This is a genomic window from Isoptericola sp. NPDC060257, from assembly GCF_042726645.1.
GTDB lineage: Bacteria > Actinomycetota > Actinomycetes > Actinomycetales > Cellulomonadaceae > Isoptericola > Isoptericola nanjingensis.
Genome location: NZ_JBHXAW010000007.1, coordinates 1 through 12,990, shown reverse-complemented (window position 1 = coordinate 12,990; position 12,990 = coordinate 1). Strand labels below are relative to the sequence as shown.

11 protein-coding genes are annotated in these 12,990 nt (G+C 72.7%); 8 read left to right on the top strand and 3 right to left on the bottom strand.

What is annotated here, in order from left to right; genetic code table 11:
* Window positions 1-142: 142 nt before the first annotated feature.
* The 3 genes from ACFWEK_RS01270 (at window position 143) to ACFWEK_RS01260 (ending at window position 3,595) form a co-directional block, all read left to right on the top strand.
* Window positions 143-862 carry a GH25 family lysozyme gene (locus tag ACFWEK_RS01270; protein WP_430552821.1) on the top strand — a complete coding sequence of 240 codons (720 nt, stop codon included), beginning with the start codon at window positions 143-145 and terminating at the stop codon, window positions 860-862.
* Window positions 863-880: 18 nt separating this feature from the next.
* A complete protein-coding gene (locus ACFWEK_RS01265; protein WP_430552820.1) occupies window positions 881-2,026 on the top strand; it encodes a VanZ family protein in 1,146 nt (381 codons plus the stop codon).
* Between the two features lie 84 nt (window positions 2,027-2,110).
* The gene (locus ACFWEK_RS01260) at window positions 2,111-3,595 is read left to right on the top strand and encodes a mannitol dehydrogenase family protein (protein ID WP_430544686.1); all 1,485 of its coding nucleotides are present in this window, start codon (window positions 2,111-2,113) and stop codon (window positions 3,593-3,595) included.
* 15 nt (window positions 3,596-3,610) lie between these two features.
* Here the strand turns inward: ACFWEK_RS01260 and ACFWEK_RS01255 are convergent, their stop codons facing one another.
* Together ACFWEK_RS01255 and ACFWEK_RS01250 are read right to left on the bottom strand one after the other, a co-directional pair.
* Entirely contained in the window at window positions 3,611-4,666 is a 1,056-nt protein-coding gene (locus ACFWEK_RS01255) for a YihY/virulence factor BrkB family protein (RefSeq protein ID WP_430544685.1), read from the bottom strand.
* Between the two features lie 80 nt (window positions 4,667-4,746).
* Entirely contained in the window at window positions 4,747-5,694 is a 948-nt protein-coding gene (locus ACFWEK_RS01250) for a sugar-binding transcriptional regulator (protein WP_430552819.1), read from the bottom strand.
* 171 nt (window positions 5,695-5,865) lie between these two features.
* Between ACFWEK_RS01250 and ACFWEK_RS01245 the strand changes: the two genes are divergently transcribed.
* From ACFWEK_RS01245 to ACFWEK_RS01230, 4 genes are all read left to right on the top strand, one after another.
* On the top strand, window positions 5,866-7,233 hold the full coding sequence (locus ACFWEK_RS01245; protein WP_430552818.1) for an ABC transporter substrate-binding protein: 1,368 nt from the start codon (window positions 5,866-5,868) through the stop codon (window positions 7,231-7,233).
* A complete protein-coding gene (locus tag ACFWEK_RS01240) occupies window positions 7,230-8,183 on the top strand; it encodes a carbohydrate ABC transporter permease (RefSeq protein ID WP_430544682.1) in 954 nt (317 codons plus the stop codon). Before ACFWEK_RS01245 ends, ACFWEK_RS01240 begins: the two co-directional genes overlap by 4 nt.
* A gap of 2 nt (window positions 8,184-8,185) precedes the next feature.
* Complete coding sequence (locus tag ACFWEK_RS01235; protein ID WP_430552817.1) at window positions 8,186-9,061, top strand: carbohydrate ABC transporter permease; 876 nt, start codon at window positions 8,186-8,188, stop codon at window positions 9,059-9,061.
* 102 nt (window positions 9,062-9,163) lie between these two features.
* Window positions 9,164-11,317: a catalase gene (locus ACFWEK_RS01230; RefSeq protein ID WP_430552816.1), complete on the top strand. Its 2,154-nt coding sequence runs from the start codon at window positions 9,164-9,166 to the stop codon at window positions 11,315-11,317.
* A 6-nt stretch (window positions 11,318-11,323) separates the two neighbouring features.
* On the opposite strand, the gene ACFWEK_RS01225 is transcribed toward ACFWEK_RS01230, so the two are convergent.
* Complete coding sequence (locus tag ACFWEK_RS01225) at window positions 11,324-12,058, bottom strand: MarR family transcriptional regulator (protein ID WP_430544679.1); 735 nt, start codon at window positions 12,056-12,058, stop codon at window positions 11,324-11,326.
* Window positions 12,059-12,290: 232 nt separating this feature from the next.
* On the opposite strand from ACFWEK_RS01225, the gene ACFWEK_RS01220 reads away from it, so the two are divergent.
* Window positions 12,291-12,956: a DUF4097 family beta strand repeat-containing protein gene (locus ACFWEK_RS01220; protein ID WP_430544678.1), complete on the top strand. Its 666-nt coding sequence runs from the start codon at window positions 12,291-12,293 to the stop codon at window positions 12,954-12,956.
* Window positions 12,957-12,990: the final 34 nt, after the last annotated feature.

Below are 12,990 nucleotides of genomic sequence, written 5' to 3'. Positions count from 1 at the left end.
CACCTCGGATGAGGGCATCATTCCGCGGCGTGCGCCGTGGCGCGCGTCGTCCGGCCCGCCCGGAGGTGGCCCGGGACCGGTGCGATCGGGGATCATCAGCGGGATGAGCGGCGAGCGGGCAGGACGAGGTCGACGTCGGCGCGTGCTGGCAGTCGCGGCCGGGGCCGTCGTCGTGCTGCTGGGCGTCCTGGCGCTGCTGGTGTGGAACGGCGTGCTCTGGCCCAACCGCCTGGCCGCCGACCGGTACGCCGTGCGCGGCGTCGACGTGTCCGCCTACCAGGGCGAGATCGACTGGCCCGTCCTCGCGGACCAGGACCTCGACTTCGCGTTCATCAAGGCCACCGAGGGCTCCGCCCACGAGGACGAGCGGTTCGCGGCGAGCTGGCAGGGCGCCCGCGCGACCGACCTGCTCGTCGGCGCCTATCACTTCCTCTCCTTCGAGAGCCCCGGCGCCGACCAGGCGGCGCACATGATCGACGTCGTGCCCGCCGAGAGCGGCACCCTGCCGCCCGTCGTCGACGTCGAGTACTACGGCGACTTCGCGGCCGACCCGCCGACGGTCGACGAGCTCCGGGGCATCCTCGACCCGATGCTCGACGCGCTCGAGGAGCACTACGGCGTGCCCCCGATCCTCTACACGACGCAGCAGATCCGGGCGGACTACCTGGGCGACGACTACGACCGGTACCCGCTGTGGATCCGGTCCGTCGCCTCCACCCCCGACCTGCCGCGCCGCGACTGGGAGTTCTGGCAGTACTCCGACCGCGACACCCTCCCCGGCTACGCCGGCGAGGAGGAGCACATCGACATGAACGTGTTCAACGGCACGATCGGCGACCTGAGCGCGCTGACCCAGCCGTAGCCGCATACCGTCGGCGGCGTGATCGATCGATGGACATGGCCGGCCGTGGTGGGCGTCGGCTTCGGGGTGCTGGTCTTCCTCGGGGTGCTGATCCCCGTGCTGCTGGTGCAGCAGCGGAGGTACGGGCGGCTCGACGCGCGGCGGGTGCTCGGCGCCGCGGCGCTCGCGGTGTACGTCGTGACGCTGCTCGCGTACACGCTGCTGCCGCTGCCGTCGGGGGACCTGGCCGCGTGGTGCGCGGCGCACGGGGTGCCCGGGGCGGAGCTGGTGCCGCTGCACTCGCTGGACGACGTCCGCCGGGACACGGCGGGCCTCGGGCTGCTGGCCACGCTGCGCAGCGCCGCGGTGCTGCAGGTGGCGTTCAACGTGCTGCTCTTCGTGCCGTGGGGCGTGCTGGCGCGGCGATACCTCGGGTGGGGCGTGGCCGCGTCCACCCTGAGCGCGCTGGTCGCGTCGGTCGCGATCGAGACCGTGCAGTACACGGGCATCCTCGGCATCGTCCCGTGCTCGTACCGCGTCGCCGACGTCGACGACGTCCTCACCAACACGCTCGGCGGCCTCCTGGGCGCGCTCGTCGCGCCCGTGGTGCTGCGCTGGATGCCGCAGGCGCGCGAGCTCGCCGCCGCGCGCCTGGAGCCGCGGCCGGTGACGTTCTGGCGCCGCGTCCTGGGGATGGTCACCGACCTGCTCGCCGCGTCCGCGCTGGGGGCGGCGCTGCAGCTCGCCTACCGGGTGGCGATGCTGGCGACCGGGCGGGACGTCCCCTCGGCGACGACGTGGCCCGACGTGCTGCTCGGCACGGTGGCGCCCGCCGTCGTGGTCTTCCTCCTGCCGCCGTGGTTCGGCTCGGGCGCGTCGCTGGGGCAGCGCGCGGTGTGGCTGGAGCCGCGCTGGCCCGACGGCGCCGGGGCGCTGCGGCGCGGCCCGCTCGCGCGGCGCCTCGCCCGCGGGTACCTCCTGCTCGGCCTGTACGGGGCGCTCGGGATCGTGGGGGCGGTGCCGCCCGGCGACGCGTCGAACGCGTGGGCCGGGGCGCTGCAGAACGTGGTGGCGCTCGCGGCCCTGGTCGGCGTCGTCGCGACCCACGACCGGCGCGGCCTCGCCTGCGTCCTCACGGGCGCGCGGATGGTCGACGCGCGGACGGGGGCGCACCGACCGCGGTGACGGCACGTCTCGCTCATCTGTGACGATCATGACGCTCGTTTGCTACGTTGGTCCTTCCCGTACCCGACGGAGCAAGGACGCACCATGACCGCACTCAGCGCAGAGACCGTGTCGTCGCTGGCAGGCGGCGACCTGCCGCTCGCCGTCCCCCAGTACGACCGCACCAGCCTGCGCGCCGGCATCGTGCACCTGGGCGTCGGCGGGTTCCACCGTGCGCACCAGGCGATGTACCTGGACCGGCTGATGAACGCCGGCGAGGCGCACGACTGGGCGATCTGCGGCGTCGGCGTGCTGCCCCACGACGCCCGGATGCGCGACGCGCTCGCCGCGCAGGACGGCCTGTACACGCTGGTGCTCAAGCACCCCGACGGCACGCTCGAGGGCCGTGTCATCGGCTCGATCGTGGACTTCCTGCTCGCGCCGGACGACCCGGAGGCGGTGCTGGAGAGGATGGCGTCGCCGGAGATCCGGATCGTGTCGCTGACCGTCACGGAGGGCGGCTACAACGTCAACCCGGTGACGGGCGAGTTCGACGCCGACGACCCGGCCGTGCGTGCGGACCTGGAGCCCGGCTCCGTGCCCGCCACGACGTTCGGGCTGGTCACGGAGGCGCTGCGCCGCCGCCGGGACCGCGGCGTCCCGCCGTTCACGGTGCAGAGCTGCGACAACATCCAGGGCAACGGCGACGTCGCGCACCGCATGTTCGCCGCGTTCGCGCGGCTCAAGGACCCGGAGCTCGCCGGGTGGATCGAGGAGCACGTCCCGTTCCCCAACTCGATGGTCGACCGCATCACGCCCGTCACCACGGACGACGACCGCGCCATGGTGGCCGAGCGGTTCGGGGTCGACGACGCGTGGCCGGTCGTGGCGGAGCCGTTCACGCAGTGGGTGGTCGAGGACCGGTTCGCCGCCGGCCGGCCGGCGTGGGAGGACGTCGGCGCGCAGCTCGTCGACGACGTCGAGCCGTACGAGCTGATGAAGCTGCGCCTGCTCAACGCCAGCCACCAGGCCCTGTGCTACCTCGGCTACCTGGCCGGCTACCGGTACGCGCACGAGGTCTGCGCCGACGAGACGTTCGTGCGCTTCCTGCGCGACTACATGGCCCGCGAGGGCGCCCCGACGCTGCTGCCCGTGCCGGGGGTGGACCTCGAGGAGTACCAGGACACGCTGATCGAGCGGTTCGCCAACCCGCACGTGCGCGACACGCTCGCCCGCCTGTGCGCCGAGTCCTCCGACCGCATCCCGAAGTGGCTCGTCCCGGTGATCCGGGCGAACCTCGCCTCCGGCGGCGAGGTGCACCGGTCCGCGGCCGTCGTCGCCGCCTGGGCGCGGTACGACGAGGCCGTGGACGAGCAGGGCGAGCCCATCGCGATCGTCGACCGCCTCGCGGACCGGCTCAAGGCCGCCGCCGCACGGAACCACGACGACCCGCTCGCCTTCGTCCGCGACGAGGAGCTGTTCGGCGACCTGGCCACCGAGCCGCGCTTCGTCGAGGCGTACACGGCCGCGCTGGACTCGCTGCACACGCTCGGCGCCCGGGCGACGGTCGAGCGCCTCGTCGCGGGCTGAGCCCGGCGGCGGCCGTCAGTCCGTCGTGCGGTCGTGGGCCGCAGCCTCCCGGATCTTGCGGGCCTCGGCGACGGCGTCGCGCCGCTTGCCGGCCTTCTTGTCGCTGGCCCTGGTGTCGCGGGGCGGGAGCTGGAGGGTCTCCTCCGCCGCGATCCCGCCCTGCAGCTGCCGGCTGCGCTCCAGCTCCGCGTCCAGCTCCGCGCCGAAGAGGAGCGCCAGGTTGGTGATCCACAACCACAGGAGGAACACGATGACGGTGCCGAGCATCCCGTAGGACCCGTAGCTGCCGAAGTTCGCCACGTAGAAGCCGAACGCTGCCGAGGCGATCGCCCACGCCACGATCGCGACCAGGGCGCCGACGCTGATCCAGCGGAACTTCGGCTGCTTCACGTTCGGTGTCAGGTGGTACAGGAGCGCGACCACGACCACGACGAGCAGGACCGCGACGGGCCACTTGGCGATGTTCCACACCGTGAGCGCGACGTCGCCCAGGCCGATCGCGGCACCGACGGACCTCGCGACCGGGCCCGACAGCACCAGGCTCGCCACGATCACCGCGGCGAGCACCACGACGACGAGAGTCACCAGCAGCAGCAGCGGGCGGAGCTTCCAGATCGGGCGCCCCTCCTCGACCTCGTACACCCGGTTCATCGCCCGCCCGAACGCCGTCACGTACCCGGAAGCCGACCAGAGGGCGATGACGAGGCCGACGATCAGGGCGAGGCCCGCACCGGTGGAACCGACCAGCCGCTCCACCAGCGGCTGGACGATGTCGAGTGTCTCCTTGGGCAGGAAGTCGCCCAGCGTCGTCAGGATCGAGTCGAGCGCCGCCTCGGCGTCGCCGACGAAGCCGAGCAGCGAGACCAGGGCCAGCAGGGCGGGGGCCGCAGCCAGGACGGCGTAGTACGTCAGCCCCGCGGCCAGGTCGGTGCACTCGTCGTCCATGAACTCCCGCACGGTCCCCTTGAAGGCCAGCTTCCACGACGGCTTCTTGAGGTCCGGCGGCGACTCGGGCTTGCGGGGGTCGTCGGGAGCCGGCTCGGTGCCGTGCTGCTCGTGCGTGTCGGTCACGGGACCTCCTCGGGCGCGGCGGCGGTTCCGCCAGGGTCACCACCAGGCTCGATGCGTCCGCGAATGCCCGCAATCGGACGTCACGCGCCCGCGGCGTCCAGCAGCTCCTCGAGCGCGCCCGCGGCGGCGTCGTCGCACACGACGGTGGTGGCGATGCCGCCCGCGACGGCGGCGCGCAGGCCGGGCGCGGCCTCGCGACCGTAGCCGGCGGTGACGACCTCGGGGGTGCGCACCAGCTGGTCGAAGGTCACGCCCACCACGCGGGCGTCGAGCGGCGTGACGACGCGGCGGCCCTCGGCGTCGAAGAGCCGCCCCGAGCACTCGGCGACGGTCCCCGCGGCGGTGGCGGCACGCCGCTCGTCACCCGTGACCTGCGGGAACACGGTGGAACCGGTGGCGGTCCACGCGCCGATCGCGACGACGGCGACGTCGAGGTCGTCGGCGCGGTCGAGCGCGGCGGCGACCTCGGGCTGCCGGCGCATGCCGGCGGCCGTGCCGGGGTCGGCCACGAGCAGCGGCGACCAGACCGGCCAGGTGCGCACGCCCGGCATCCGGCGGAAGCCCTGGATCATGTCGAGCGAGTCTCCCGACCCGTCCACCGGCAGCGCGCCGACCAGCTGCACGACGTCGCACGCGGGCAGGGGATCGAGGTGGCGCACCGCGATCTCGATCGTGCGGGACCAGGAGACGCCGAGGGTCGCGCCCTCGCGCACGTGCGCGGAGACGACGCCGGCGAGAGCGCGGGCGACCGACTCGCGCGTCCCCCCGGGGGTGCCGGCCGCGCCGGCGATCACGACCTCGCGCGCGCCGAGGCGCTCGGCCAGGCGCCGGGCGCGGCCTGCGTCCAGGTGCGCGGGGGGCGAGATCTCGATCCGTACGACGCCGCTCTCGCGCGCCTCGGCGAGCAGCCGGGCCACCTGGAAGCGGGAGATGCCGCGGGCGGACGCGATGTCCACCTTGGAGCGGTTGTCGAGGTAGTAGTCGCGGCTGACCTCCACGAGGAGGCGGGCGTGCTCGGCGTCGGTCACGGGATCATCCTCCTCGCTCGTCCGGCCGCCGCGCCACTCTGAGCGCTCGGGCCTTGCTCAGCTGAGCATCACCTACTACTGTCCAGACAGATGAGCGCAGCGCCGCATCTCATCTGTGCGCGCCGGGGCTCGTCGAGACACACCGACCGGACCGACGACGTGAGGACAGCGATGTTCCGACCACGAACCCGGAGGCTCGCCGCCGCGGGCGGCGCCGCCGTCCTCGGGCTCTCCCTGGCCGCCTGTGCGGGGGCGGGCGCCGTCGGCGGGGGAGACGGCGAGCAGATCGTCGTCGCGATCGTCTCGAACCCGCAGATGCAGGACGCGATCTCGCTCCAGGACGAGTTCCGCAAGGAGCACCCCGGCATCGACGTGCGCTTCGTGTCCCTGCCGGAGAACGAGGCCCGGGCCAAGATCACCGCGTCCGTCGCCACCGGCGGCGGGGAGTTCGACGTCGTGATGATCTCCAACTACGAGACGCCGATGTGGGCCGAGAACGGCTGGATCGAGAACCTCCAGCCGTACGCCGACGCCACCGAGGGGTACGACCCGGACGACTTCGTGCCCAGCGTGCGGGAGGCGCTGTCGGTGGACGGCGACCTCTACTCGGTGCCGTTCTACGGCGAGTCGTCGTTCCTCGCCTACCGCAAGGACCTCTTCCAGCAGGCCGGCCTCACCATGCCGGACCGCCCCACCTGGGACGACGTCCGCGAGCTGGCCGCCGAGCTGAACGACCCGTCGCAGGACTTCGCGGGCATCTGCCTGCGCGGCCTGGCCGGGTGGGGCGAGGTCATGGCTCCCATGACGACCGTGCTGAACACCTATGGCGGGCAGTGGTTCGACGAGGGCTGGAACGCCCGCCTCGACTCGCCCGAGGTGCGTGAGGCCGTCGAGACGTACGTCGACACCGTGCAGCGGTATGGGCAGCCGGGCGCCGCGACCTCCGGCTTCGGCGACTGCCTCACCCGGTTCGCGCAGGGGCAGGCGGCCATGTGGTACGACGCGACCTCGATGGTCTCCTCGGTCGAGGACCCGGCGTCGTCGACCGTGGCCGGCAAGACCGGCTACGTGCCCGCGCCCGTGAGCGACACCGACGCGGCGGGCTGGCTGTACTCCTGGTCGCTCGCGATCCCGTCCACCAGCGAGCACAAGGACGCCGCCTGGGACTTCGTCTCCTGGATGACCGACAAGGACTACATCAAGCTCGTCGGCGAGCGGCTCTCCTGGGAACGGGTGCCGCCCGGCAGCCGGCTGTCCACCTACGAGCTCCCGCAGTACGCGGAGGTCTCGGAGGCGTACGCCGACGCGACCCTCACCGCGATGAGCGAGGCCACGCAGGAGAAGACGATGGTGGCGCCCGTGCCCTACCCGGGCATCCAGTTCGTCGGCATCCCCGAGTTCCAGGACCTCGGTACCCGCGTGGGCCAGCAGATGTCCGCCGCCATCGCCGGCCAGAAGTCCGTGGCGGACGCGCTGGAGCAGTCGCAGCAGTACGCCGACACGGTCGCCGAGACGTACCGCAAGGAGAACGAGCGATGACCGCCGTCACCACGCAGGCCGGGAACCTGCGGCGCGCGCAGGCCCAGCGCGCCGCCCGCGCGGACAAGCACCAGTTCTCCCGAGCCGAGCGGTGGCGCCGACGCGGCCCGCTGCTGCCGGCGCTGATCTTCACGATCGTCGTCACGCAGATCCCGTTCCTCGTGACGATCTGGTACTCGCTGCACTCGCGGAACCTGCTGCGCCCCGACTCCGACCTCTTCGTCGGGCTCTCGAACTATCTCGACATCGCGCGCGACTCGGTGTTCCGCCAGACGGCGCTCAACTCGGTGGTCATCACCCTCGGCTGCGTGCTGGTCGCGATGGTGCTGGGCATCGTGCTCGCGATCCTGCTCGACCGGCCTTTCCGCGGCCGGGGCGTGGCGCGCACGCTGCTCATCACGCCGTTCCTCATCATGCCCGTGGCCAGCTCGGTGCTGTGGTCGATGGCGATGCTCAACCCGACGTACGGGCTGTTCAACTGGACGCTCGGGCTGGTGGGCATCGACCCCGTCGACTGGACCTCGACGTACCCGATCGTCGCGATCCTCATGGCCCTGGTGTGGCAGTGGACGCCGTTCATGATGCTGCTCGTGCTCGCCGGGCTGCAGGCCCAGCCGAAGGACGTGCTCGAGGCCGCCGCGATGGACGGCGCCGGCTGGTGGCGCACCTTCGGGTCGATCACCCTCCCGCAGCTGCGCCGGTACATCGAGCTGGGCGTGCTGCTCGGGATCATCTACGTGGTCAACACGTTCGACCAGATCTACCTCATGACCGCCGGCGGCCCCGGGACGGCCAGCGCCAACCTGCCGTTCTACATCTACCAGCGCGCCTTCCTCGGCTTCGACGTCGGGCAGGCCGCCGCGATGGGCGTCGTCGTCGTCATCGCCACGATCATCGTCGCCTCCGCCGCGCTGCGGCTCATCTTCCGCAGCTTCGACGTCAAGGAGTGAGCATGACCGCCACCGAAACGGCCCCGCGCACGGCTGTCGCTCCGCCCGCGGCCGCGCGCCGCTCAGGCCGGAGCAGCGTCGCCGGGGGGCTGCTCACCACGCTCACCTGGATCCTCGCGCTCGGGTTCTTCTTCCCCGTCCTGTGGATGGCGATGACGGCGTTCAAGCAGGAGAACCAGGCGTCGTCCGACCCGCCCACGTGGTTCTTCACGCCGACGCTCGACCAGTTCCAGGCGGTGATCGGGGAGTCCGGGACGTACGTCGCGAACTCGGCGATCGCCACCGGCGTCTCGACCGTCCTCGTGCTGCTGCTCGGCATCCCCGCCGCGTACGCGCTGTCGATCCGGCCGGTGGAGAAGGTCAGCGACGTGCTGTTCTTCTTCATCTCCACCAAGATGCTGCCGGTCGTGGCCGTCATCGTGCCGATCTACGTCATCGCCGGGCAGCTCAAGGTGCTCGACAACGTCTGGACCCTCGTCGTGCTCTACACGGCGATGAACCTGCCGATCGCGGTGTGGATGATGCGGTCGTTCTTCCAGGAGATCCCGGCGGAGGTGCTCGAGGCCGCCGCCGTCGACGGCGCGGGGCTGATGAAGACGCTGCGGTCCGTGCTGATCCCGATGGTCGCGCCCGGCATCGCCGCGACGGCGCTCATCTGCGTCATCTTCGCGTGGAACGAGTTCTTCTTCGCGCTCAACCTCACCGCGTCGCGCGCCGCCACCGTGCCGATCTTCATCGTCTCGACGATGACGAGCGAGGGCCTGTTCCTCGCGCGGCTCTGCGCCGCCGCGCTGCTGGCGTCACTGCCGGTGATCCTGGCCGGGTGGATCGCGCAGAAGCAGCTGGTGCGCGGCCTGTCGATGGGCGCCATCAAGTAGGGGCGGCACCGCTGCTGCGAGCAACGGAGGCCTGCCAGAGGGTGGGGAGCGCCGGCCCGTCACGGGCGCGACCGTGCTCCCGACCCTGCGGAGGAGACCCTCATGACCGCGAACCGCCCCTCGAACGATGCGGACCAGCCCGTCCCCGGCGGCGTCGTGCCGGGCGCCCCGACGCCCCGCACCGCGGCCCCGGACCGACGCGGCCCGACCGGCTGCCCGTTCCACCCGGGCGGCGAGCCCGACGACGGCCCCGACCCTCGCGCGCAGGCGGGGGACCGGCTGACGACGGCGCAGGGCCTGCGCGTCGACGACACCGACCACTCGCTCACGGCGGGTCCGCGGGGCCCGCTGCTCATGGAGGACCACCACTTCCGCGAGAAGATCACGCACTTCGACCACGAGCGGATCCCGGAGCGGGTGGTGCACGCCCGGGGAGCCGGCGCGCACGGGACCTTCCGCGCCTACGGCAACGCGGCGAGCGTCACCCGGGCGGCGTTCCTCGCGGAGGCGGACCGGGAGACCGACGTCTTCGTCCGCTTCTCGACCGTGCTCGGGTCCCGTGGGTCGGCCGACACCGTCCGCGACGTGCGCGGCTTCGCGACGAAGTTCTACACCGCGGAGGGCGTCTTCGACCTGGTGGGCAACAACTTCCCCGTGTTCTTCATCCAGGACGCCGTGAAGTTCCCCGACATCATCCATGCCGGCAAGCCGCACCCGGACCGTGAGATCCCGCAGGCGCAGAGTGCGCACGACACCTTCTGGGACTTCATCTCGTCGCACACCGAGTCGACCCACATGGCGATGTGGGCGATGTCCGACCGGGCGATCCCGCGCAGCTACCGAACGATGGAGGGCTTCGGCGTCCACACCTTCCGCCTCCAGGCCGCCGACGGCTCGACGTCGCTGGTGAAGTTCCACTGGAAGCCCCTGCTGGGCGTGCACTCGCTGGTGTGGGAGGAGGCCCAGATCGCCCAGGGCGCCGACCCGGACTTCCACCGCCGCGACCTGGCGGACGCGATCGACGCCGGGGCGTTCCCGCAGTGGGAGCTGGGGCTCCAGGTCATGCCCGACACCCCCGACGAGACGTTCGAGGGGATCGACCTCCTGGATCCCACGAAGATCGTGCCGGAGGAGCTGTGCCCCGTGCAGCGCGTCGGCGTCATGACGCTGCACGCCAACCCCACGAACTACTTCGCCGAGACCGAGCAGGTGGCGTTCCACGTGGACCACCTGGTGCCGGGCATCCACGTCACCAACGACCCGCTGATGCAGGGGCGTCTCTTCTCCTACCTGGACACCCAGCTGACCCGGCTCGGCGGGCCCAACTTCGCGCAGCTGCCGATCAACCGACCGCACGCCCCGGTGAACGACATGCTCCGCGACGGCATGCACCAGACGGCCGTGCACTCCGGCGTCGTCGCCTACAAACCGAACGCGATCGACGACGACCGGCCCGTGGCGTCGCCCGAGGACGGCTTCGTCACCGTCCCCACGCCCGTCGAGGGCGTGAAGGTCCGGGAGAACCCGGTGTCGTTCGCCGACCACTTCACCCAGGCGCGGCTGTTCTGGCTGTCGCTCACGCCCGTCGAGCAGGCGCACGAGGTCGAGGCGTACACGTTCGAGCTCGGCAAGTGCGCCTCCGACGAGATCCGCGAGCGCATGCTGGCCAGCCTCGCCCGGGTCGACGGCGACCTGGCCTCCCGCGTGGCGGCGGGCCTCGGGCTCGAGGCGCCGGCGGCCGAGCTGCCCGAGGGTGTCGAGCCGTCACCCGCCCTGTCGCAGGTGCCGAGCGAGCCCGGCCGCGTCGACGGCAGGGTGGTCGGCGTGGTCGTGGCCGACGGCGGCGACCTCGGGGTGGTGGGCGCGTTGCGGTCGGCTCTCGGCGCGGAGGGTGTCGTCGTCCGGGTGGTCGCCGTGCACGGCGGTGAGGTGGTCTCGGGCGCGGAGCGGGAGACCGTGGAGCGGACCCTGCTGACGACCCGGTCCATCGAGTACGACGCGGTGGTGGTGGCCGACGGCACGGCGGGTACGCCCGCGGGGACCGACCCGCGGACCGTCGTCCTGCTGCAGGAGGCGTTCCGCCACGGCAAGGCGATCGCGGCGCTCGGGACCGGCCGTGAGGTGCTGGTGGCCGCGGGGGTGCCGGAGGGCGCGCCAGGGGTCACGCTCGCCGACGCCGGGGCGGAGGTGGCGCCCACGCTGCGCGAGGCGCTCGGGCTGCACCGGGCCTGGGACCGGCTCGCGACTCTCGCGTGAGCCCGGTCAGCGCGCCGCCGAGCCCTCGGTGTCGCGCGGGGGGCTCGTGTGGAGCAGGTCGCGCGCCTGCTCGGCCGCGCGCGTGATGCTGTCGGCGACGAAGTCGATGAAGCGCGCCATGTTCTCCAGGCGCGCGCCGGCGGCCGAGTCGCGGCCCAGGACGTCGACCCCCTGCCGGGCGGTGGCGGCGAGCGCGGCGTTGGAGCGCGCGGCGGCGATCATCGACTGGTACCAGGCGTCGCCGTCGGCGGCGTAGCGCTCGCGGCGGCCGTCCTCGCGCTCGCGGCGGATCAGCCCCAGGTTCTCCAGCAGCGCGACCGCCTTCGACACCGACGCCGGGCTCACCTGCAGCCTCTCGACCAGCTCCGCCGCGGTGAGGCTGCCCGAGTCCGCCACGTACAGCCGCGTGAGCACGGCGGAGGCCATGCGGGGGAGGCCGGACTGCATGAGCAGCGTCGTGAACGTCTCCTCGTACGCCCGCAGGGCCGCGTCGTCGGGCGCGGCCCCCGAGCCGGACGGCGCGCGCGGCGTGGCGGGGCGACGACGGTGCGCGCGCTGCTGGGTGGCGCGCTGCGCGAGGTCGGCGCGGTAGCCCCCGGGGCCGCCGTTGCGCATCACCTCGCGCGTGACGGTCGACGTCGGGCGGTCGAGCCGGCGGGCGATCTCGGCGTACGCGAGGTCGTCGGCGAGGCCCAGCGCGATCTGCTGGCGCTCCTGGGCGGTGAGCCGGCCTCCCGGCATGGCGTCCTCCTGGGGTCGGGGCGGGTGCCACGTTACGTTCACTTCGGGTCAGGTGCAACGAGTTCAGGTGGCGCGGTTGCGTTGATGTTCGGGTCTGATGCAACGATATATGCATCGTGACCTGCAGCGACACATTTCTGGTGCAACATTGCTCTTGCTGGATTTGCGAACGCAACGTAGCGTTTCCCGTGCCAGAAAGTCACCGCACCGACCATCGTAGGAGCTGAGAACGATGCAGAACTTCGCCACCCCCGCCCCCGTCTCCGCCGTCGTCGACGTCCCGGCCGGGCGCCTCACCTTCGTCGCCGCCGACCGGTCCGACACCACGGTCGAGGTGCGGCCCGCCGACGCCTCGAAGCGCCGCGACGTCGAGGCCGCCGAGCAGACCACCGTCGCGTACACCGACGGCGTCCTGCGCGTCGCGGCGCCCGACGGGCACCGGGCCTTCGGGCCCTCCGGGTCGGTCGAGGTCACGGTCCAGCTGCCCGCAGGGTCCGCGGTCGAGGTCACCGCGGCGAGCGCCCCGCTGCGCGGCGTCGGACGCCTCGGCGCCGTCGTCGTCGAGACCGCGCACGGCGACGTCAAGATCGACGAGGCGGCGAGCGCCCGCCTCTCCACGCAGGCCGGCGACATCACCGTCGGCCGGCTCACCGGCCCCGGCACGCTGAGCACCGCCAAGGGCGACCTCCGCGTGGAGGAGGCCGTGCAGGGTGCGCTCGACCTGAGCACGCAGGCCGGCGACGTGACGGTGGGCGTCGCGTCCGGCGTCACCGCGTCGCTCGACGCGGGCACGACGCTGGGCCGCATCCACGACGCGATCACGAACAGCGGCGGCGACGTCCAGGTCGCGATCCGCGCCACCACCACGATGGGCGACGTGTCGGCGCACAGCCGCTGAGCCGACCCGACGCAGGATCCCGGACCCGCCGGGC

Bases quoted from the DNA above. Each gene is read 5' to 3' on its own strand.
- ACFWEK_RS01260 (WP_430544686.1), top strand. From the start codon at position 2,111: ATGACCGCACTCAGCGCAGAGACCGTGTCGTCGCTGGCAGGCGGCGAC.
- ACFWEK_RS01245 (WP_430552818.1), top strand. From the start codon at position 5,866: ATGTTCCGACCACGAACCCGGAGGCTCGCCGCCGCGGGCGGCGCCGCC.
- ACFWEK_RS01240 (WP_430544682.1), top strand. From the start codon at position 7,230: ATGACCGCCGTCACCACGCAGGCCGGGAACCTGCGGCGCGCGCAGGCC.
- ACFWEK_RS01235 (WP_430552817.1), top strand. From the start codon at position 8,186: ATGACCGCCACCGAAACGGCCCCGCGCACGGCTGTCGCTCCGCCCGCG.
- ACFWEK_RS01230 (WP_430552816.1), top strand. From the start codon at position 9,164: ATGACCGCGAACCGCCCCTCGAACGATGCGGACCAGCCCGTCCCCGGC.
- ACFWEK_RS01225 (WP_430544679.1), bottom strand. From the start codon at position 12,058: ATGCCGGGAGGCCGGCTCACCGCCCAGGAGCGCCAGCAGATCGCGCTG.
- ACFWEK_RS01220 (WP_430544678.1), top strand. From the start codon at position 12,291: ATGCAGAACTTCGCCACCCCCGCCCCCGTCTCCGCCGTCGTCGACGTC.